The 20,774-nt window shown below is 33.0% G+C and carries 19 protein-coding genes; 12 read left to right on the top strand and 7 right to left on the bottom strand.

Annotation, left to right across the window (positions count from 1 at the left end):
* Window positions 1-25: 25 nt before the first annotated feature.
* From topA to DNC80_RS14665, 7 genes are all read left to right on the top strand, one after another.
* Window positions 26-2,557 carry a type I DNA topoisomerase gene (topA, locus tag DNC80_RS14695; protein ID WP_182651861.1) on the top strand — a complete coding sequence of 844 codons (2,532 nt, stop codon included), beginning with the start codon at window positions 26-28 and terminating at the stop codon, window positions 2,555-2,557.
* A 67-nt stretch (window positions 2,558-2,624) separates the two neighbouring features.
* The gene (locus tag DNC80_RS14690) at window positions 2,625-3,776 is read left to right on the top strand and encodes a formimidoylglutamase (protein WP_182651860.1); all 1,152 of its coding nucleotides are present in this window, start codon (window positions 2,625-2,627) and stop codon (window positions 3,774-3,776) included.
* Between the two features lie 127 nt (window positions 3,777-3,903).
* A complete protein-coding gene (gene gldK, locus DNC80_RS14685) occupies window positions 3,904-5,310 on the top strand; it encodes a gliding motility lipoprotein GldK (RefSeq protein ID WP_182651859.1) in 1,407 nt (468 codons plus the stop codon).
* 43 nt (window positions 5,311-5,353) lie between these two features.
* Entirely contained in the window at window positions 5,354-6,001 is a 648-nt protein-coding gene (gene gldL / locus DNC80_RS14680; RefSeq protein WP_182651858.1) for a gliding motility protein GldL, read from the top strand.
* A 45-nt stretch (window positions 6,002-6,046) separates the two neighbouring features.
* Window positions 6,047-7,588, top strand: a complete 1,542-nt coding sequence (gene gldM / locus DNC80_RS14675) for a gliding motility protein GldM (protein WP_182651857.1) — start codon at window positions 6,047-6,049, stop codon at window positions 7,586-7,588.
* Window positions 7,589-7,635: 47 nt separating this feature from the next.
* The gene (gene gldN / locus DNC80_RS14670; protein ID WP_182651856.1) at window positions 7,636-8,526 is read left to right on the top strand and encodes a gliding motility protein GldN; all 891 of its coding nucleotides are present in this window, start codon (window positions 7,636-7,638) and stop codon (window positions 8,524-8,526) included.
* Between the two features lie 86 nt (window positions 8,527-8,612).
* Window positions 8,613-9,665 (top strand): FAD-binding oxidoreductase, encoded by a 1,053-nt coding sequence (locus DNC80_RS14665; protein ID WP_182651855.1) that lies wholly within the window; start codon window positions 8,613-8,615, stop codon window positions 9,663-9,665.
* On the opposite strand, the gene DNC80_RS14660 is transcribed toward DNC80_RS14665, so the two are convergent.
* On the bottom strand, window positions 9,662-10,051 hold the full coding sequence (locus tag DNC80_RS14660; RefSeq protein WP_182651854.1) for a DUF983 domain-containing protein: 390 nt from the start codon (window positions 10,049-10,051) through the stop codon (window positions 9,662-9,664). The genes DNC80_RS14665 and DNC80_RS14660 overlap by 4 nt on opposite strands.
* An 85-nt stretch (window positions 10,052-10,136) precedes the next feature.
* Between DNC80_RS14660 and DNC80_RS14655 the strand changes: the two genes are divergently transcribed.
* Complete coding sequence (locus DNC80_RS14655; protein ID WP_182651853.1) at window positions 10,137-12,044, top strand: ABC-F family ATP-binding cassette domain-containing protein; 1,908 nt, start codon at window positions 10,137-10,139, stop codon at window positions 12,042-12,044.
* Between the two features lie 33 nt (window positions 12,045-12,077).
* Here the strand turns inward: DNC80_RS14655 and DNC80_RS14650 are convergent, their stop codons facing one another.
* Window positions 12,078-13,046, bottom strand: a complete 969-nt coding sequence (locus DNC80_RS14650) for an App1 family protein (protein WP_182651852.1) — start codon at window positions 13,044-13,046, stop codon at window positions 12,078-12,080.
* 13 nt (window positions 13,047-13,059) lie between these two features.
* Here DNC80_RS14650 and DNC80_RS14645 point away from each other — a divergent pair, with 13 nt between their 5' ends.
* The gene (locus DNC80_RS14645) at window positions 13,060-13,998 is read left to right on the top strand and encodes a diacylglycerol kinase family protein (protein ID WP_370628772.1); all 939 of its coding nucleotides are present in this window, start codon (window positions 13,060-13,062) and stop codon (window positions 13,996-13,998) included.
* On the opposite strand, the gene DNC80_RS14640 is transcribed toward DNC80_RS14645, so the two are convergent.
* Window positions 13,991-15,139, bottom strand: coding sequence for an 8-amino-7-oxononanoate synthase (locus DNC80_RS14640; RefSeq protein ID WP_182651851.1), 1,149 nt, complete (start codon window positions 15,137-15,139; stop codon window positions 13,991-13,993). The genes DNC80_RS14645 and DNC80_RS14640 overlap by 8 nt on opposite strands.
* 242 nt (window positions 15,140-15,381) lie before the next feature.
* On the opposite strand from DNC80_RS14640, the gene DNC80_RS14635 reads away from it, so the two are divergent.
* Window positions 15,382-15,660, top strand: coding sequence for a 4a-hydroxytetrahydrobiopterin dehydratase (locus tag DNC80_RS14635; RefSeq protein WP_144889227.1), 279 nt, complete (start codon window positions 15,382-15,384; stop codon window positions 15,658-15,660).
* Between the two features lie 250 nt (window positions 15,661-15,910).
* Complete coding sequence (locus tag DNC80_RS14630) at window positions 15,911-16,765, top strand: Two component regulator three Y domain protein (RefSeq protein ID WP_182651850.1); 855 nt, start codon at window positions 15,911-15,913, stop codon at window positions 16,763-16,765.
* A gap of 240 nt (window positions 16,766-17,005) precedes the next feature.
* Here DNC80_RS14630 and DNC80_RS14625 read toward each other — a convergent pair whose 3' ends face one another.
* From DNC80_RS14625 to DNC80_RS16135, 4 genes are read right to left on the bottom strand one after another with little or no spacing between them, the layout of a single operon-like run.
* On the bottom strand, window positions 17,006-17,185 hold the full coding sequence (locus DNC80_RS14625; protein ID WP_182651849.1) for a hypothetical protein: 180 nt from the start codon (window positions 17,183-17,185) through the stop codon (window positions 17,006-17,008).
* 45 nt (window positions 17,186-17,230) lie between these two features.
* Entirely contained in the window at window positions 17,231-18,310 is a 1,080-nt protein-coding gene (locus tag DNC80_RS14620; protein ID WP_182651848.1) for an MFS transporter, read from the bottom strand.
* Between the two features lie 18 nt (window positions 18,311-18,328).
* Entirely contained in the window at window positions 18,329-19,204 is an 876-nt protein-coding gene (locus DNC80_RS14615) for a sugar phosphate nucleotidyltransferase (RefSeq protein ID WP_182651847.1), read from the bottom strand.
* Between the two features lie 18 nt (window positions 19,205-19,222).
* Complete coding sequence (locus DNC80_RS16135; protein WP_182651846.1) at window positions 19,223-20,305, bottom strand: galactokinase family protein; 1,083 nt, start codon at window positions 20,303-20,305, stop codon at window positions 19,223-19,225.
* Window positions 20,306-20,613: 308 nt separating this feature from the next.
* Between DNC80_RS16135 and DNC80_RS14605 the strand changes: the two genes are divergently transcribed.
* On the top strand, window positions 20,614-20,774 hold a 161-nt coding region (locus DNC80_RS14605), incomplete at its 3' end, for a LacI family DNA-binding transcriptional regulator (RefSeq protein WP_182651845.1).

Here is a 20,774-nt window from a genome sequence, read left to right as displayed (position 1 = left end):
ACTTTTGTCCCAGAAAAATAGACGAATGGCAAAGAATTTAGTTATAGTAGAGTCCCCAGCAAAGGCAAAAACAATCGAAAAATTCCTAGGTGCAGATTATCAAGTGGAGTCCAGTTACGGGCACATTGCTGATCTACCTTCTAAGGAAATAGGAGTAGATGTAGATCATAATTTTAAGCCTAAGTATGAGGTTTCTGCAGATAAAAAAGCCTTGGTCACCAAGCTGAAAGGGTTAGCTAAGAAAGCCGATATGGTATGGTTAGCAAGTGATGAGGATCGTGAGGGTGAAGCTATTTCTTGGCACCTTGCCGAAGAGCTTAATTTAGATAAAAACAAAACCAAAAGAATTGTTTTTCACGAAATTACAAAAACAGCTATTCTTAAAGCAATTGATAATCCTAGAGAGATTGACTATAATTTAGTTAATGCACAACAAGCGAGACGTGTTTTAGACCGTTTAGTTGGTTATGAATTATCTCCTGTATTGTGGAGAAAAATTAAAGGAGGTTTATCTGCGGGTCGTGTTCAGTCAGTATCTGTACGTTTAATTGTAGAACGCGAACGAGAAATTCAAAATTTCAAAGCCGTTGCAACCTACTCAGTTGTTGCCGAGTTTACAAATGAGTCTGGAAAAATATTTAAGGCTAAATTGCCTAAAAATTTTAATACAAAACAAGAAGCTCAAGATTTTTTAAACAAAAATATTGGTTCTACATATAAGGTTGCAGATTTAGAAACAAAACCTACCAAAAAATCTCCAACAGGTCCTTTTACTACTTCTACTTTACAACAAGAAGCTGCGCGTAAACTGTATTTACCGGTAGGCATAACCATGCAACTTGCACAACGTTTGTACGAAGCGGGATTGATTACCTACATGAGAACGGATAGTGTTAACCTGTCAAAAGATGCAATGGAAGCTGCTCAAGCCGAAATTATCAAATCTTATGGTAAAGAGTTTTCTAAGCCAAGAACTTTTGTGAATAAAAGTAAAGGAGCACAAGAGGCGCACGAGGCAATTCGTCCCACTGATATGTCACGTCATACGGTAGACATTGACCGTGATCAAGCACGTTTGTATGATTTAATTTGGAAAAGAACATTGGCCTCGCAAATGAGTGACGCGCAATTGGAACGTACCAATGTGAAAATTGAAGCGAGCAATCACAATGAAATATTCACTGCATCTGGAGAGGTATTGCTTTTTGAAGGTTTCTTAAAAGTCTATCTGGAAGGTCATGATGATGATGAGGAAGAGCAGGAGGGAATGTTGCCTGCAATGAAAGTGAACGAAAAATTACAAAATAATTATATCACAGCAACCGAGAGGTATTCTAGAGCTCCAGCTCGTTTTACCGAAGCTTCTTTGGTGAAAAAATTAGAGGAACTAGGAATAGGTCGTCCATCTACTTATGCGCCTACAATTTCAACCATCATTAACAGGAATTACGTTGAAAAAGGAAATCTAGACGGTCAAGAGCGTAATTATACGCAGTTGATTTTGCAATCTGGTAAGCTAGATGAGAAGGCGCTTAAAGAAAATACTGGATCAGATAAAGGGAAATTAGTACCTACTGATATCGGAACCATTGTAACTGACTTCCTTGTTAAGAATTTCGGAAATATACTAGATTACAATTTTACGGCAAAAGTAGAGCAAGACTTTGATGAAATCGCTGAAGGAAATATAGTTTGGACCAAAATGATGCAGGAGTTTTACGATCAATTTCACCCTACTGTAAAAGATGTAGAAGCGAATGCTGAGCGTGAAAGTGGCGAAAGAATTCTAGGCACTGACCCTAAAACAGGAAAACCAGTATCGGTTCGTTTAGGGAAATTTGGACCCATGGCTCAAATAGGAGCACCTGATGATGAAGATAAAAAGTTCGCCAGTTTGATGAACGATCAAAACATTGGTAACATTACCCTTGAAGAAACCTTGAATTTATTTTTATTGCCTAAGAATTTAGGAGAGTATAAAGGAGAAGAAGTTGAGGTGAGTAACGGTCGTTATGGTCCTTATATTCGTCATGGCGCTGCATTTGTATCTTTGCCAAAAGGAGAGAACCCATTAGATGTTGATTATAAAAGAGCTCAAGAATTAATTGATGAAAAAGCCTTGGCAGATGCGCCTATAGCTGTTTATAAAGGTGAGGGAGTTCAGAAAGGTGTTGGTCGTTTTGGGGCTTTTATCAAATGGAGCGGATTATTTATCAATGTGAGCAAAAAATACAATTTTGATAATTTATCTCAATCAGATATTGAAGCCTTGATAGAAGATAAGCTTCAAAAAAATATAGATAAAGTATTACACAATTGGGAAGACGAAGGAATTCTTGTAGAAAAAGCACGTTGGGGTCGATCTGTGATTACAAAAGGCAAAATTAAAATTGAGTTAAGTAAAGATGTAGACGCGTCAAAACTAACACTTGAAGAAGTTCAAGAAATGATTGCCAAAAAAACACCTGTTAAAAAAGTAGCTGCTAAAAAAGCACCTGCAGCAAAGGCAACTACAAAAAAGGCAGCCGTTAAAAAACCTGCCGTTAAAAAGAAATAATTAATAATTTAATTTATTCGCTACACAGTTCTAAGGAAATAGTGTAGTGAAGATGAAAAATGAATAAATGGAATTTGATTTTTTAAAACCCGTTGATGATGAGGTTCTAGAATATTGTTATGGATTGACTTCACAGCAACTTGGGAGTAAAGTTGTGATGCATACACAGGATCAATTTCCAGATGTAAACAAAATCAAATTAGCAATTATAGGAGTTTTAGATAATAGAGGGCAATCTTTTGAAACTAAGAATGTATGTTTAATTTCTTTAAGAAAGGAGCTTTATAGCTTATTCCCTGGCAACTGGGAAACGTCAATTGCTGATTTAGGGAATATACTAGCTGGAAATACAGTATCCGACACACATTTTGCTGTCAAAAAAATTGCATCAGAACTCTTGAAATCAGGAGTTATTCCTATTATCTTGGGAGGTTCTCAAGATATTACCTACGGTCTGTATAGAGCTTATGACGTGCTGGAACAAATGGTAAATATTGTAGCAATAGATAGTAAATTTGATTTTGGAAAAGATGAAGAGGAGTTGTCCTCAACTTCTTATTTAACAAAAATAATTGTTGATGAACCAAATAATCTATTCAATTATTGTAATTTAGGATATCAAACGTATTTTAATTCTCAAGAAGAAATTGATTTAATTGAAAAATTATTTTTTGATGCCTATCGTCTTGGAGAAGTTTCAAGTAATATAGTAATTACAGAACCCGTTTTTAGAGATGCAGATCTTGTAAGTATTGATTTAAGTGCTGTTAAATCTTCGGATTCTGGAAATTTCACTTCATTTCAGCCTAATGGTTTTAATGGTAAAGAAATATGTTCTTTGGCCCGTTATGCGGGTATTAGTGATAAGGTAAGTTCTTTTGGTGTTTTTAATTTTAATGGAACTCATCAAGAATCAATACTTGTTGCGCAAATAATTTGGTATTTTATTGAGGGAGTTCAATATAGATCAAATGAATATCCTTTTGGCAGTAAAGAGTCTTATTTAAAGTACATTGTGCCACTGGATGAAGAAGAATTGATTTTTTATAAAAGCGATAAAACAGAAAGATGGTGGATTGAAATACCATTTATTTCAAATGTTAATAATAAATTAAAAAGAAATACGTTATTACCATGTTCATACGATGAATACCTCCTTGCATGCAATAATGAGTTGCCAGAAAGGTGGTGGAAAGCACAAAGAAAAAATCTTATTTAGAGATATTTAACATAGATATATGATTTTTTTATAAAAAGCGATTTGTTTAGTATAAAAAAATTGTTTTTGTTAAAAATAATAAATAGGTTTACACCCTCAAATTTAATGAATAGATAACCGAAATTATATGAATAAGTTCATAGCTTTTACGACGATTTTAACCCTATTGATTAGCTGTGCTAAATCAAGTGATAAAGGGGAATTAGTTGGTATTAATGGTGGAAAGTGGCACCCTGAGAAACCATACGGAATGACTTTAGTCCCTGGAGGCTCATTTATTATGGGTAAATCTGATGCAGATTTAGCGAATGTTGAGGATGCTCCTACAAAAACAGTAACGGTACGTTCATTTTACATGGACGAAACTGAAATTACAAATAGTGAATACCGTCAGTTTGTAGAATGGGTTAAAGATTCAACTATAAGAGTTAAATTAGCAATAATGGCTGATTTAAATGGTCAACCTGCTACAACAGGATCTGGTAAAGGAAGTAAATCAGGAAGTATAGCTGATTATGCTTTTAGCGATTCAGATCCTACTAAAATGACTGCATATGACAAATATATGTATGATAATTATTATAGTATTGGTACTGAAGATGATCAATATGCTGGTAGAAAATTAAATAGAAAAGTAAAGCTTGCAAAAGGACCGAAAGAATATCCTGATGAAGCATATACTGAGGTAATGGATTCTATGTATCTTCCAATTGAAGAATCTTACAATGGTTTGAGAACAATTGACGTTAATAAATTAAAGTTTCGTTACTCTTGGATGGATATACAAGCAGCTGCAAAAGCTAAAGTAGGTCGTAGAAAAGATTTTATTAAAACAGAAGAGGTGAACGTATACCCTGATACTACTGTTTGGATTAAAGATTTCGCATACTCTTACAACGAGCCTATGCATAATGATTATTTTTGGCACAAAGCATATGGTGATTATCCAGTTGTAGGTGTTAAATGGACGCAAGCAAAAGCTTTTTGTGCTTGGAGAACATTAAATAAAAATAGTTATATTAAATCTAAAACTAAAGGTCAAGATTTAATTAATCAATTTAGATTGCCTACAGAGGCTGAGTGGGAATATTCTGCAAGAGGAGGTTTAGAATCAGCAACCTATCCATGGGGTGGACCTTACACTAAAAATGATAGAGGTTGTTTTCTTGCCAATTTCAAACCGAATAGAGGGGATTATGCTGCTGATGAGGCTTTGTATACAGTAGAAGCTAAATCATATGAGCCTAATGGTTATAATTTGTACAACATGGCTGGAAACGTATCAGAGTGGACTGACTCTGCGTATGATTCAAACGCTTATGAGTACGTTTCTTCAATGAATCCAAATGTTTTAGATGCTTCTAACAAACGTAAAGTATTACGTGGTGGATCATGGAAAGATGTTGCTTACTTTCTACAAGTTAGTACAAGAGATTATGAATATGCTGATTCTGCAAGAAGTTATATTGGCTTCAGGACTGTGCAAGATTACATGGGTCTTCAAACTACAGGAAACGTTAAGAAAAAGAAATAAATTAAACAAAAACCCAATCTATTAAAATTTAAAATTTATTATTATGGCATTATTAGGAAAAAAAGCAATGAATTTCGCTTACGGTATGGGGGCTGCGGTTGTAATCCTTGGAGCATTATTCAAAATTACTCACATTGAATATGGTATTTTAACAGGTAATTTAATGCTTACAATAGGTCTAGTTGTTGAAGCCTTGATCTTTGCATTATCTGCTTTTGAACCAGTTGATGATGAATTAGATTGGACTTTGGTATATCCTGAATTAGCTAATGGACAAGCTAAGCCAGCTGCTAAAAAAGCTGAGCCTATTGCTGATACGCAAGGTTTATTGTCACAAAAGTTAGACGCTATGCTTAAAGATGCTAAAATTGATGGTGAATTAATGGCAAGTTTAGGAAGCAGTATCAAGAATTTTGAATCAGCTGCAAAAGGAATTGCTCCTACAGTAGATTCAATTGCTTCTACAAAAAAATACAGTGAAGAGTTAACTCTTGCTGCATCTCAAATGGAATCTTTAAACAGTTTATATAAAGTACAATTGGAAAGTGCTTCTAGAAATGCTCAAATCAATGAGGAGGTAGCACAAAACAATATGAAGCTTAAAGAGCAAATGCAATCTTTAACTTCAAACTTATCTTCTTTGAATTCAGTTTACGGAGGAATGCTTTCAGCTATGAACAATAAAGGATAATTAGTTTCGAACTATTATATTAATTTAAACTAATTATTAGAAAATATGGCAGGAGGAAAACTAACCCCTAGACAGAAGATGATAAACCTGATGTACTTGGTTTTCATCGCGATGTTAGCATTAAATATGTCCAAAGAAGTATTATCTGCTTTTGGAATTATGAATGAAAAATTTGAAGGTTCTAATAGTGCAGCTGAACAATCAAACGCACAAATGTTGATGAGTTTAGATGCTAAGGCTGCTGAAGCCGGTGGTGAATTTGCTGCTGCATCTGGAACCGCTCATAAAGTAGAAGCGATTACAAAGAAATTTTACGATTACATCGCTAACATAAAAACTGATGTTTTAAAAGGAACTGAAGTTGACCCAGAAACAGGTAAATTACCTTATGAGTCAATGGATAAGGGCGATAACTTAGATCAATCATGGTTTAGTCCCGCAGGTTATTCTGCAAAAGGGAACGAAGTTGTAAAAACAGTTGAACAATATAAAGCAGATATGAAAGCTGCATTAGGAAGTAACAAAAAACTTTCTTCTATTGTTTCAGAAGTTGAATCTAAATTCTCTTTGTTGCCTGTGAAAAATAAAGACGGAATTTCAATTCCTTATTTAGATTACAATTTTAAAGGTTTTCCTGCTGTTGCTTCATTGGCCAAATTATCTGCTTGGCAAAATGATGTTAAGAAAATGGAGACTGATGTTTATAATACTTTGTTAGGAAAAGCTGCTGTTGCTGCTGCATCTTATAGTAATTATCAAGCAATAGTTGTATTAGATAAAAGTGCATATTTTCAAGGTGAGCAAGTTACTGGAAAAGTAGTTTTAGGACGTTATGATGAAAACACAAAACCAACTTCATTTTCAGGACCAGGTAAAATTGTTAACGGTCAAGCTGTAATTGCTATGACTGCTGGAAATGTGGGTGAGCAATCTATTAATGGACAGTTTACTTTCCTTGAGGATGGTAAAAACATTCCTTTGAAGTTCGCTGGTAAATATGTTGTAGTTCCTAGACCTAATTCGGCTACTATCTCTGCTGATAAAATGAATGTTGTTTATAGAGGTGTTCAAAACCCTATTACTATTTCATTTGCAGGTATTCCAGATAATCAGGTAAATGCATCAGCACCTGGATTGTCAAAAGTAGGTAACGGTAAATACGTGATGTCTCCTGGAGCTGGTAATGAAGTTATCATCAATGTTTCTGGTAAAATGGCGGATGGTAAAGTTGCATCTGATAAAAAAGTATTCAGAATAAAAGGAATTCCTGGACCAACGGGTACAATTAGAGGTGAAATGGGTGTTGTTAAAGGGCCTAAATCTAACTTAGAAGTATCTACTGTAGGAGCTAAGCTTGTTGACTTTGATTTTGAAGTAGGACTAAGTGTTATTGGTTTTAACCTTAAGGTTACTGGCCAGCCAACGGTGGTTGTACAAGGAAACAAATTGAATGCTCAGTGTAAAGCTGTACTTTCTAAAGCAGGTAGAGGTGATCAAGTTACCATTTCTGAAATAAAAACAAAACTTGACGGTGCTGGTAGTTATTTATTACCAAGAACTGCTCCAGTTATTTTTGAAATACAATAATAAATTGGATTTTATAAATCCTTTTCAATATCAATAAGAATACCACTATGAATATCAAAAATTTATTTATCGCAATCGTCGCTTTATCGGGTTGTTTTGTGTCAAGTGCACAATCCAATTTATTGAATGCGAAAACTCCAGATCAAATTGGATTAAAAACAGCTGCGCAACTTGACTCGGATAATGATAAGCCACTTGCTTATGGTTATGTTCACGATAGAGACGTGTTGATGGGTAAAACAACGTGGGAAATTATAGATCTTAGTGAAAAGATTAATTTTTCTTTGTATTTCCCTATTGATACTGCTAACATAGGTAATGATAGAAGATCTTTGTATGATGTATTGTCTAAGGCAATTAAGAATGGTAAAATAACCGAAGTATATACGGATAGTTATTTTAACACTAAAAAATCGCTTAAAGATATCCAAGCTTCATTAACAAGAATTGATACAACGGATGCGGGTAGAGAGCAAATTAATGCTGGAAGTAAAGTTTCTGAAGAGTATATTATAACTCAGAATCTTGCTGCTGAAAATGTTACACAATATAAAATAAAAGGGTATTGGTATTTTGACAAACGTCAAAGTGAATTGAAATATCGTTTGTTAGGTATTTGTCCTGTTACTCCTGATGTATATACTATGAACAGTGACGAGAAAGATTATATTGAGTTATTTTGGATCTTTTTCCCAGCGGCTAGAGAGGTATTGCATGATGCTAAAGCTTTTAATGATAAAAACTCTGCATTGCCAATTTCATTTGATCAAATTTTAAACTCAAGACGTTTTAATGCTTTTATTTATAAAGAAGAAAATGTATACGGAGACAGAAAAATCGATGAGTACATGAAAGATAATGCTCAAAATCAGTTGTTAGAATCTGAAAGAGTGAAAGATAAAATTCGAAACTTTGAATCAGATATGTGGAACTACTAGTAGTTTTCAATAAACATAAAAAACTCTTACCTTGTGGTAAGAGTTTTTTGTTTGAAGCCCTTTTCTTTAAAATTTATTTTATTTAAATGTTAGATTATATTATAGTTGGTTCTGGTTTAGCTGGTTTGTCATTTGCTGAATATGCTTTACGCAATCAAAAATCTATCATGGTTTTTGATAATAATTCTCAAAACTCATCTAAAATTGCAGGAGGTTTATATAATCCGGTTATTTTAAAGCGATTCAGTGAAGTTTGGAATGCGCAACAACAATTGGATGTGATGAATGAATTTTATACCATTTTAGAAAAAACACTCGAAAAACAATTTGATTTTAAAACTCCTATTTTAAGGAAGTTTTATTCTGTTGAAGAACAAAATAATTGGTTTTTAGCGGCAGATAAAAAAGGTTTAGAGCCTTTTCTTTCCACTAATTTGATTTATAAAAATGTAAGTGGAATAGATGCTCCTTTTGGCTATGGAGAAGTTTTACAAACGGGTTATGTTGACACTTCTTTTTTTTTAGAATCTTTCTGTACTTATTTAAAAAAACTAGACGTATTTATCCCAGAATGTTTTGATTACAATGAATTAATTCAAGATCAAGAGGGGGTTTCTTATAAAGGCTTGAAAGCAAGACATATTGTATTTGCGGAAGGTTTTGGGTTACATGCTAATCCTTATTTTAATTATTTACCTTTAGATGGAACTAAGGGTGAGCTATTTATTATAAAAGCAAGCGATCTAGATCTAGACGTAATTATTAATACTAGTGTTTTTATTTTGCCTTTAGGAAATGATTTATTCAAAGTGGGAGCTACTTACAATTGGCGAGAGAAAGATGATTTTCCCACAGAAGATGGTAAAATAGAACTCATTGATCGTATTAAAGAGATATTATCTTGTGATTTTACTATAGAAGCTCATTTTGCAGGAGTTAGGCCTACGGTTAAGGATAGGAGACCACTTATAGGCACACATCCAGAATATAAGCGTTTTCATGTTTTAAATGGTCTAGGAACACGTGGAGTAATGCTGGGACCTGCTATGGCTCAAGAATTATATAACCATATTGAAAATCAAAAAATATTAGATCCCGTTATTGATATTAGGCGATATGAATCTAAATACTATTCTTAATTCTTTTTTGTAGCTGCATTTGGATCATAAGAAATAAACATGTTGATGTATATATTTCTAGACCATCTAAGGACAAATGGAAATGTCACAACTAGGGTAATTATAATAGCAGCGAAAGCTATTTTTAAATTCGTTTTAAAAAAAATAAAAGAGACAATAAATGCTGCTATTCCTAAAGCAACATTAAGTCCGTAACTAACATACATGGCTCCATAAAAAAAAGAAGGCTCTATTTGGTAGCGCAATCCACAATGACTACAATTTTCTTTCATTTTTAGAATTTTTGTCAATTGAAATGGGTTTTTTTCCAAATACATGCTCTCATTCTGGCATTTAGGACAAGTTCCTGTTAAAATACTATATAATTTGGATCCTTTTTTTAACATTTGCAAAAAATTAATTTTTTCTTTTTGAAAAGCAGTGTTTGTTGTTACAAATTTACACATTCATTAAGGAAATAAATCATAATACATGCTTAATATACACAATTTATCTGTTTCTTTTGGTGGTACTTATTTGTTTGAAGAAGTTACTTTTCGTCTAGGTGCTGGAGACAGAGTAGGCCTAGTTGGGAAAAATGGAGCGGGGAAGTCTACCATGCTTAAAATGTTGGCAAGAGATTTTGCACCAGATTCTGGTGTGATTTCACAAGAGAAAGATATTAGAATGGGTTTCTTACGTCAAGATATTGATTTTGAGCAAGGAAGAACAGTTCTTGAAGAAGCGTATGAAGCTTTTACTGAAATTAAAATTGTTGAAAAAAAGCTAGAAGAAATAAATTATCTACTTGTTACTAGGACAGATTACGAAAGTGACGCTTACAGCCAAATTATTGAAGATTTATCAGATTACACCCATCGATTTGAACTTTTAGGAGGATATAATTATGTGGGAGACACCGAAAAAATCTTGTTGGGATTGGGTTTTAAAAGAGAAGTTTTTGACAATCAAACTGAAACTTTTTCTGGAGGTTGGAGAATGCGTATTGAACTAGCCAAATTATTGCTTCAGGCTAATGATGTATTGTTACTGGATGAGCCAACGAATCACTTAGATATTGAGAGTATCATTTGGTTAGAAAGTTTTTTAAGAAATTATCCAGGTGTTGTTGTAATTGTTTCTCACGATAAAATGTTTCTTGATAATGTTACGAATAGAACTATTGAGATTTCTCTGGGGAAGGCTTATGATTTCAACAAACCGTATTCACAATATTTGGAACTTCGTCATGAAATTCGAGAAAAGCAATTGGCAACTCAAAAGAACCAGGCAAAAAAAATTGAAGAGACCGAAAAATTGATCGAAAAATTTAGAGCCAAAGCCTCTAAAGCATCGATGGCTCAGTCTTTAATAAAAAAATTAGATAAAGTTGAACGTATTGAGGTTGACGAAGATGATAATTCGGTAATGAATATTTCTTTTCCAGTTTCTAAAGAACCGGGCAGAGTTGTTATTGAGGCCGAAGATGTCACCAAAAGTTATGGTGACAATACGATTTTAAAAGACATTAGTTTATTAGTAGAACGTGGTAGCAAAATAGCTTTTGTAGGTCAAAATGGTCAAGGTAAATCTACATTCATTAAAGCAATAGTAAACGAGTTTGAGTATCAAGGGACTATTAAACTAGGACACAATGTGCAATTGGGTTATTTTGCTCAAAATCAGGCAGAATATCTTGATGGTGAAATTACATTGTTGCAGACTATGGAAGATGCCGCTGCTGATACTAACCGTATGAAGGTTAGGGATATGTTGGGTTCGTTTTTGTTTAGAGGTGACGATGTTGAGAAAAAAGTAAAAGTACTCTCAGGAGGTGAACGCAACCGTCTTGCGCTTTGTAAATTATTGTTACAGCCAATCAATGTGTTGTTGATGGATGAGCCTACGAATCACTTAGATATTAAGTCTAAAAATGTTTTAAAAGCAGCCTTGCAAAAATTTGGAGGAACTCTATTATTGGTATCTCACGATCGTGATTTTTTACAAGGAATGTCTAATATTGTGTATGAATTTAAAGATCAAAAAATTAAGGAGTATTTAGGGGATATCAATTATTTCTTGGAACAGCGCAATTTGGAGAACATGCGCGAAGTAGAGAAAAAAGATATCGAAAAGGCTGCTGCACCAAAGGAAAGCAATAAAACCTCTTATGAAGATCAAAAAAAGGGTAAAGCACTTCAAAATAAATTGAGTAAAATAGAAAGTCAGATTAAACAATTAGAACGCGACATTCAGCAGGATGATAAAATGCTGACTTCTAATTATGACAAACATATTGAAGATGCTAAGTTTTTTACAGCTTACAATAAAAAGAAATCAGATCTAGATCAATTATTATTAGACTGGGAAATAATTCAAGAAGAAATTGATAATTTATAATGTTACTTAGAGCTCCTTTTGGAGCTCTTTTTTTTAGTTGATAATACCAATTGATTTAGAATGAGAAATAGCCTCGCTACTTTCCTTAAAATAGCACACAGCAACGTTAAGTGTGGTTAAGTTGTTTAGAGCTGATATGACTTTTTCTTTTTTTGAACTTCCAGTTTGCCTGATGTAAACCGCTTTTACCGTTACTGGAAATATTTTACAAATGGATTCGTATAAGTAGGGATCGTGCTGCGAGTCATCACCAAGTAGTACATATTCTAGATTCGGATAAAATTCAAGAATGTGTTTAATTTTTTCGAATTTATGATTGTGACCGCCTCTGCCCGTCATAAAAAAATCGGTTAAACTACTTTTAATGTCTTTTAATAGTAACACCGCTTTTGGAAGTTTGTGAATTGCCGTAAAATTGATAATAAAACGGTATAAATTCCATTCACTGCTGGAAACATAAAAAAAAGCATTGAATTCGGACTCGTTATTTCTACCCGCAGTGCTCAACGCTTGGTAATGCGTTACTACATCATCGTAAATTTTGCGTTTGTTAATGTTTTTAAAAAGAAGGACATACAATTTCAATAAAGGATTAAAGGTATAGGAAACCAGAAAGGTATCATCAATATCTGATATGATTCCTAAATTTCCTTTGTGAGGCCTTATATAGCTTTCTTTTTTTATGATGGTTTCTTTTTCATAAGTCATGCTTACTTCATAGTCAATCCATCCATAATTGCTGTTGGGATCTAGTGGAATACAAAACTTAAAATAGCCATCATCAAGCGTTTTAGTGTGAATTTTAGAACCATTTAGTTCTAAGTAAACATCGGCGTTTGCTTGTGTTTTCATCTGAAACATTTTGATTACCGATGTAGCATTTTTGAGGTTTTTCTTTTGAAAATTATACTCTTCTAACGTAGTTGGTTTAAATACATGACCCATGACAATTAATTCTTGTTCATTTGCATAACCACGGTATAATTTTAAAATAGGCTTCATAAATTTTGTATTTTTGAAAAAAGTTAAAGTAGAGGTTTTAATCGAAAAAAAGAAAAGAAATTTGAAAAAGAATATCTTATTTGTTGTAAATCCTATTTCTGGAGATATCGATAAATCAGCCTTGATAGAATCTGTATCTCAATTTGCCGCAAAAGAAAATTTGAATATCATAGTTTATACTACTACTGGTGAAAACGATATTCAAAACATAAAAGATCTATATGCTACCAATAAGCCTGAACGAATTATCGTTGCAGGTGGTGATGGAACCATCAAAATGGTTGCTGAAGCCATGGAAAAAGAGGACGTAATATTAGGAATTTTACCAGCAGGCTCTGCCAATGGTTTGGCTGTTGATCTTAATTTACCCACAACTGTAGAGGAGAATCTATCAATTGCATTCTTGAATGATTACCTAACTATTGATATGATTTCAATCAATGGAAAAAAAAGTATTCATTTAAGCGATATTGGTCTTAATGCAGCGTTGGTAAAAAATTATGAAAGCAGTAACGTAAGAGGCATGTGGGGATATGCCTTGCAAACCGTGTCAACGTTAATGGATCTTGATGATCCTTTTATAGCCACTATTACGGGAGATTTTCCAACTATTGTGAGCGAAGCTAGAATGGTGGTTATAGCTAATTCTCAAAAATATGGTACTGGTGTTACTATAAATCCGCATGGAGTTATGGATGATGGAAAATTTGAATTAGTAGTGTTGAAAAATATGGATTTACTCTTGTTGGGTAAAATAATAACGGGAAATATGCCTCTTGATGATGACGATGTTGCTATTATATCAACAAATAAAGCTCAAATTTCACTTAATGTTCCAGCAGACTTTCAAATAGATGGTGAGTATTGTGGTAAAGAAACCAAATTAAATATTGAAATACTTAAAGGACAAATGAAAGTGGCTATTCCTTATACCGATCTCTCAATTATTTAAAAGGATTACGCTCTTGCCAAATGGTTTCGGGTTCTAAGTATCTGAATACTTTTGGTAATAAAAGATTAAATATAGAAGATTCATGGCGCATCAAACCAAATACTATCTCCGGTTTAGCACCTACTGAACTTTTTATTTCTAATGCTGTTCTGGCAAATACAATTGATTTAAATTTTTTATTTATAGAATAAGCAATCATATCATAAAGCATATTCAAGTAAAGCATTTTTTCTCGTTGAATGGTTTCATCATAACCTAGAAAATAGGTATCCATAATAGATCCATTTTTTATTAATGTGTTGAAACCAATGAGTTTTCCGTTCAAGAAATATCCATAAAAAAGAAATTTATCCTTAAACTGCTCTTTAAAAACACTAAAATGATTTTTGGGTAGAAAAAAAGTGTTAAAAGGCGCATTTTTAGCCACATAAAGATACAATTCGTAGATAGTGTCTTCAAGGACTATGATTTCCTCTAGAGGCAATTTTCTTTTTTCAATTCCAGTTGCCCTTTTACGACCTCTTTTATATTGATCTCTGTATTTTTTCGATAATGAATTGATATAATCCACCTCATGATGCCAATTTTCATCAATTGTAAAAATCATATTGGGTTGAGTAGAAAACTTGAAATCTTTTCGAAAAGCGGGTACTTTAAACAGTTCAAATTCTTTCGAATTGTAATCCTTAAAAGACGTAATGTGTATTTTTATACCTTGTTGGGAAAAAGTATTTTTTAATTTCTGGACAGCTATATTAAGAGTATGTATTGCTTTTTCAGGGTTTGCATCTGCACTTAATGCAAATGAATTTTGACCTGTGAGCATATTGTTTCCAATAATCAGTACATGCGAGGCTATTTTTTTAAAAACAAAATTCCGTATCCTATTCTTTATACTGTTATCACGTTCCCCAAAACTATCAAGTGCATTTAAATCAATAAATTGAGAAATAGCAATCCCAATTAAGTCATCTTGGTTGAAGATACCAATGAAATGGCATTGCATATTTGTAGGGCAAGCATTTTCAAGTACTTGAAGGTATTTTTTGGATAAAAAAACAGTCGTAGAAGCAAGATTATCCCAATTTAAGGGTAATAAAGCGGTATTGTTGTAAATTTTGAACGAATATGATGAATCCAAATTGAGTATAAATATTTATACAAAATTAGTTATTTATGTTCAATGATTTACATTAAAGCATTGAAGTATTGTTCTAAAAATTGAACCACGTATAAAGCTAAATTTATTACAGGAAACCAGAAGTTCATTTGAAAAGTTTAAAAAGGGATGATTAAACAATATTTAACATTGTTACTCAGTGGTGTAGAATTGTTGTACCTTTAGCTGTACACTTTTAGGGATTATAAATCAATAAAATATTTATGAAAACATATACTGAAACGACTATTCAAAATGAATTGGTTGCATTGCAAGATTGGAACTTTATAGAGAATGCATTAGAGAAAAAATATGTTTTTAAGAATTTTACTCAAGCAATGGGGTTTATCGTTCAAGTAGGTATTATTGCTACCTCTTTTGATCACCATCCTGATTGGTCAAATTCTTATAATAAAGTGCATCTTAAACTCAGTACACATGATGCTGGTGGAGTAACACTTAAAGACATCCAGCTTGCAACAGCTATAAATGCAATCCTGTAATTGATATGCGAATAATGAATTTATGTTTTTGTGTATTAGAATTTTATGGTTAATTAGTAATTGTAAATGAATTTTCATTAGTTCAATATTTTATGTAGGCTGTTTTAAATTGTATTTCCCTAAATGAAACTACGTAAATGTAAGGTTTTGTTTTATTAAAAACTAAAAAACATGTAGTTCGTCGGATTTATTTGCTGAACAACTGTAAAAAAACTAATTTTATGTTAATATGTAATATAACAATCAGGGTATGAAAAAAGCTTTACTATTATTTTTGATTCTTTTGAGCAGCAATGTAATTATTGCAGCAATCTCTCCAAAGGAAAAAGAGGCTTTGTTAAAATTGTACCATGTCACAGCTGGTCCACAATGGAAAGTGAAGTGGGATTTAAGTGCTTCAGAAACATCATGGTTTGGTGTTAAAATTGAGGATAATAAAGTTATTGCGTTAGATTTATCAGATAATAATTTAACAGGTAAGATTCCTAATGAAATTTCTAATTTAGTGAATTTGCAGGTTTTAAATTTACACAAAAATCAACTTTCAGGTAACATACCTCAATCTTTAGGAAAGTTAAAGTTATTAAGAATTTTAGACCTTTCGTTCAATCAATTGTTTGGTCCTATTCCCACTTCATTGTGTCAATTAGATAAATTGAGTTCTCTTGAATTGTATATGAATAATTTATCTGGAATTCTACCAAGTCAGTTGGGGTTGTTAACACAGTTAGAAAACTTGTCGCTTTTTAATAATGAAATCACAGGGGAGATTCCTAGCTCACTTTATGAACTTAAAGGTTTAAAAACCTTAATGCTAAACAGTAATAAATTAGTGGGAGGCTTGAGTAAAGAGATTGAAAATATGATTTTTTTAGAAAACTTAAGTTTGTTTGATAACAATATGAATGGACAAGTTCCTATGGAATTGAAAAAATTAACTAGATTAAAGGAAATGAATTTATCTTACAATAAATTTAATGGATTTGTGTCCAAAGATTTAGCAGTATTAGATATTATGAATATGACTATGTTGAATGAAAAAGGTTTGGCTGTGGCTTTAAGGGTAGTTTCAGACAGAAATTCTGCAATCGTATCTGAAGATTAAAGTTTAGGAAATAAATAAGTTAGTTGGTTTTATATTTAATAAACGTAGTTGAATTAAACCTGTAAGCAATTACAGGTTTTTTTATGGAGTAGTTTTAATATACGTGTCATCAGTTTCTATGCTTTTGTTAGAATTTTAAATGGATTTTAATCTTAATCGAGAATTATTTTCTGGACGATCTTCGGTATTAGCATCCTTTAAAAGCATAAAAAATAATCATCAAATAAGAAGGTACTAAAATTAAATATGCAATTTGATTGCCACTTTTTGCTTTTTCTGTAACACCATGACTTCATTAGCAAAGTTGATGGTTTCTGCCAAATAACCATAAACCAATCGGAAAATTGCACCTCCAATGATTATCATAATCAATAGAGCCTTGTCTATTCTAATATATCCGCCCATATCCTGAAGCGCCATTGGCCATAGTGCAGACCAACAAAGAGCATTGACTAGTCCCAATTGCTATATTAAGATAATGACTAAAGGCAAAGTAGGTAAATCAGGTAACTGAATTAATATAGTAGCAGAGATCATAGTAATTAATAGTGCTGAAATTAACCCGAGAATCCCAGAAGTTTTTAGTGCTGTCATCTGTGAAACATATTTATGAATTAACGTAACTCCTAAAATATATCCTATTACCATTGCGATCATGGTAAATGAAGCTAGTTTTAAATAAAAATCACCATTTTCACCATATACGCTTAATTGTTTTCTGAAACCTCCAATTGAATCTCCTGCCAAAACTTCAGCAGCCAAGTATACCATCAAAGTGATTACACCTAAAACTAATTGGGGATATTTAAAAGTATTTACTTTCTGTATAAAAACGCTTTGATTTAATACTTTTCCATCTTTATCCAGATCAATTTCAGGTAGCGGGGATAGTTTAACTAGAGCGGCTAAGGCAAGAATAATAGCGCCCATATACAAATAAGGTCTCTGTAATTGTAGCGCAAGGTAATCTAACACGGCAGATTTAGTGGCTAGATCCAGTACGGCAATTTTATCGGCCGTATACTGTTGCATGTTTGACAGCACCAAAGCTGTCAATACCAGCGGCGCGATAAATCCTGCTAATTTATTGGCAATCCCTAACACACTAATTCGTGCTGCGGTACTTTCTCTGAGACCGATAACAACTATATAAGGACTTGCTGCCGTTTGCAAAATTGCTAAACCAGTGCCCATAACCAATAAAGCCACTAGGAATAAGAGGAAAGTACGTGCTTCGGCTGCAGGGTAAAACATAAATGCTCCCAAAGCAATTACAACCAATCCTACCGAAACGCTGTTTTTATAGCCTACTTTTTCTATAACCCAAGTGGAAGGAAGAGCCATTACAAAATAAGCAATGTAGAAGGCAAAAGCCATAAAATAAGCCTGTGATGGTGACAGTTCAAGTGCTAATTCAAAAAACGGAATTAATGGGCCATTCAACCAAGTTGCGAATCCTAAAATGAAAAATAAAGATGTCAAAATAACCAGCGGAATTAATGTCTTTCCAAGTTTATTATTTATGGTGCTTTTACTTTGTGACATGCTATTTGTTTGTAGGTTTTACAATTCCCAGTTAAGTATTGGATAGTGTTTTTTTAAATAGGCTTTTACCTCGGTAATATCTTCTTTGGCTGTTAAATCTGGAACATGTTCAGAGAATGGAATTCCTAATGTGGTATCTGGATGCTCTTTTAGAGCGTTCAAAAGTACTGTTGGTAATTCTTTTTCGTCTCTTTCAGGATGAACTGGACAGTTTTTTAGATACGGATATATAAGCGCTCCGTTGAATTTAAAAGCGTTCATGCTCACTCTTAATTTTCCTTCGGTGTCTTTGTAGCTTTCTAAAACCTCTGCAGTTGGTTTTTCTAGAATATCTAGCAATTGATTGTTTTCACTTAGCTTTGCTATTGCAAAACGAGAAATTCGCTCTAACTGAAACTCCAATGCATCCCGGTTATAACTGATAAATGCATTTGGACTAGTGGTTTTCCTAAGTGCGTATAAGGCTTCGGTAGAATATAAATTATCGCTATTGCAAACCGTATACTCTTGAGAATTCAATTCAGGATATTGCTCAGTAGCTTGGAATAAGGCATCAGCGGTGCCAAATGGTTTTATTCTCCCTTCGGGAATGTATTGCGTTGCAAAGGAAATCGTTAAGCCATTGAAATTATTGTTGCTGTTTTCACTTCCGTAAAACTCTTTGAATAAATCTCCTTGTTCTCCAATAATGATATAGATGTTTTTATACCCAGCTTTTTTAGCATTCAATAAAAGGTAGTCCAATAATGGTCTTCCGTTTGGTCCAACGCCAATTAATCCTTTACTTCTTTCGTTCGCCTGCGTAATTTCTTCTTCACTCAAATTATTAACTGTAACTTGTTTTTTCATTCTAGAAGAAGCACCACCAGCCAAAATAATTAGATTGTCATGCATACTTAATTTTTTAAAATGTTACTGTTCTAGTATTCTCACACCAGGATCTACGGTTACTGTGTAGGCTTCAATAGCGCCTGCTGCCAGTATTGCTGCCACTACAGGAGCTTCATTTCCGGGTTCAGCCAGTACCACAATACTTCCTCCGCCACCTGAGCCTACTATTTTTGCTCCATATGCTCCAGCTTTTAATGCCGCATTGATCATTGCGTCAATTTTTGGGACAGTTATTTTTAATAAATCTCTTAAAACAGCATGATGTTGATTCATTAAAGCACCTATCTTCTTTAAGTCTGGAGTAGGTTTTTTAAATTCTTTTAAAGCTTCTTTTGTATAATGGTAATTCTTGATGGCCGCTTCAAAAAAAGGAATTAATCGATCTGGTAAGTAATTGTAATATTTCTCTAAATCTTCTATTTCAGATGTGTTTAAATCAAAATCTTTGAAATTTTGTTTAATAATGGCAATAGCTATTAAGGCATTTCCTTTTAATTCTCCTATTAAACCAATTGTTTCCTTGGGCACACCAGAAACACCAGTTATTAAGCCTTTTAATTCGTTGCCAATAATGTTGTATGAAAAAGGATCCTTGGTGTTAATGTGTACAATATTGCCCATAGCTATGCTGTAATGATCCATCATTCCGCCTGGTTCTCTGTGTTCTAAAACTTCAGAAGCATAACCCATTTTTGCAATAAATTCGGGTGTAACTTCGGCATCAACTCCAAAAGCGGTAACCAAAAAATGTATCCAAGCCATGAGCAAAGCAGATGAACTTGAGGTTCCAGAATTGATAGGAATATCTCCTTTTATAGTGATGTTGTATCCTTCGGTTGGTATGCAACCATGTCGTCTCAAAACTCTCAAGGAAGAGGCAAAATAATCTCGAGGTGCTAATTCTGGAAATGTAGCATGAATATCAATGACCCTAACTTCATTAATATCCTCCATGTTCAATTTGAAAACTGAAGTGTCATTTTGAACAGCAGTTAGTATTATATTTCGATTAATAGCACACGCTATCACAGGTAAACCCAAATAGTCTTGATGGTCTCCAAAAAGACACGTTCGTCCTGGAGCTAATGATATTATTTTTTTCACTTTTTAGAGGTGTTAAAATGCTGTTTTAATAGGGTTTAAGGCTATTTTTATATGTAATTCTAACTGTTTATTTAGTTTTTGTTTTACGAAACTATAGATTAAAATCTAATAAAACAATTAAAAAGATATAAAATGTGCTCGAACACATTTCAAGTTTATTGTTTAGTATATTTTGAATTGATTTAAAAAAACACTCATAAAAAGATTAGTAATTACTTTTAAAGAATGTAAACTCATAATTAGTCAATCCTTTGTTAATTAAGTCTTACAAAAAAATCAAAACCAAAGTTTTTATATATTTGCTCAATATGGATAAAAAATATACAATAAAGGATATTGCTAATTTAGCTGGTGTTTCAAAAGGAACAGTTGATAGAGTTTTACACAAAAGAGGTAAAGTTTCGCCAACTGCTTTGGACAAAGTCAACGAAGTTTTAAAAGTAATTGACTACGAGCCAAACCTTATTGC

The organism is Flavobacterium sp. SOK18b (assembly GCF_014156605.1).
Taxonomy (GTDB): Bacteria; Bacteroidota; Bacteroidia; order Flavobacteriales; family Flavobacteriaceae; genus Flavobacterium; species Flavobacterium tiangeerense.
This window is presented reverse-complemented; position numbering and strand designations above follow the sequence as displayed.

What these genes read in the sequence shown, in the direction of transcription:
- topA (WP_182651861.1), top strand. Translation starts at nt 26, where the DNA reads ATGGCAAAGAATTTAGTTATAGTAGAGTCCCCAGCAAAGGCAAAAACA.
- DNC80_RS14690 (WP_182651860.1), top strand. Translation starts at nt 2,625, where the DNA reads ATGGAATTTGATTTTTTAAAACCCGTTGATGATGAGGTTCTAGAATAT.
- gldK (WP_182651859.1), top strand. Translation starts at nt 3,904, where the DNA reads ATGAATAAGTTCATAGCTTTTACGACGATTTTAACCCTATTGATTAGC.
- gldL (WP_182651858.1), top strand. Translation starts at nt 5,354, where the DNA reads ATGGCATTATTAGGAAAAAAAGCAATGAATTTCGCTTACGGTATGGGG.
- gldM (WP_182651857.1), top strand. Translation starts at nt 6,047, where the DNA reads ATGGCAGGAGGAAAACTAACCCCTAGACAGAAGATGATAAACCTGATG.
- gldN (WP_182651856.1), top strand. Translation starts at nt 7,636, where the DNA reads ATGAATATCAAAAATTTATTTATCGCAATCGTCGCTTTATCGGGTTGT.
- DNC80_RS14665 (WP_182651855.1), top strand. Translation starts at nt 8,613, where the DNA reads ATGTTAGATTATATTATAGTTGGTTCTGGTTTAGCTGGTTTGTCATTT.
- DNC80_RS14660 (WP_182651854.1), bottom strand. Translation starts at nt 10,051, where the DNA reads ATGTTAAAAAAAGGATCCAAATTATATAGTATTTTAACAGGAACTTGT.
- DNC80_RS14655 (WP_182651853.1), top strand. Translation starts at nt 10,137, where the DNA reads ATGCTTAATATACACAATTTATCTGTTTCTTTTGGTGGTACTTATTTG.
- DNC80_RS14650 (WP_182651852.1), bottom strand. Translation starts at nt 13,046, where the DNA reads ATGAAGCCTATTTTAAAATTATACCGTGGTTATGCAAATGAACAAGAA.
- DNC80_RS14635 (WP_144889227.1), top strand. Translation starts at nt 15,382, where the DNA reads ATGAAAACATATACTGAAACGACTATTCAAAATGAATTGGTTGCATTG.
- DNC80_RS14630 (WP_182651850.1), top strand. Translation starts at nt 15,911, where the DNA reads ATGAAAAAAGCTTTACTATTATTTTTGATTCTTTTGAGCAGCAATGTA.
- DNC80_RS14625 (WP_182651849.1), bottom strand. Translation starts at nt 17,185, where the DNA reads ATGGCGCTTCAGGATATGGGCGGATATATTAGAATAGACAAGGCTCTA.
- DNC80_RS14620 (WP_182651848.1), bottom strand. Translation starts at nt 18,310, where the DNA reads ATGTCACAAAGTAAAAGCACCATAAATAATAAACTTGGAAAGACATTA.
- DNC80_RS14615 (WP_182651847.1), bottom strand. Translation starts at nt 19,204, where the DNA reads ATGCATGACAATCTAATTATTTTGGCTGGTGGTGCTTCTTCTAGAATG.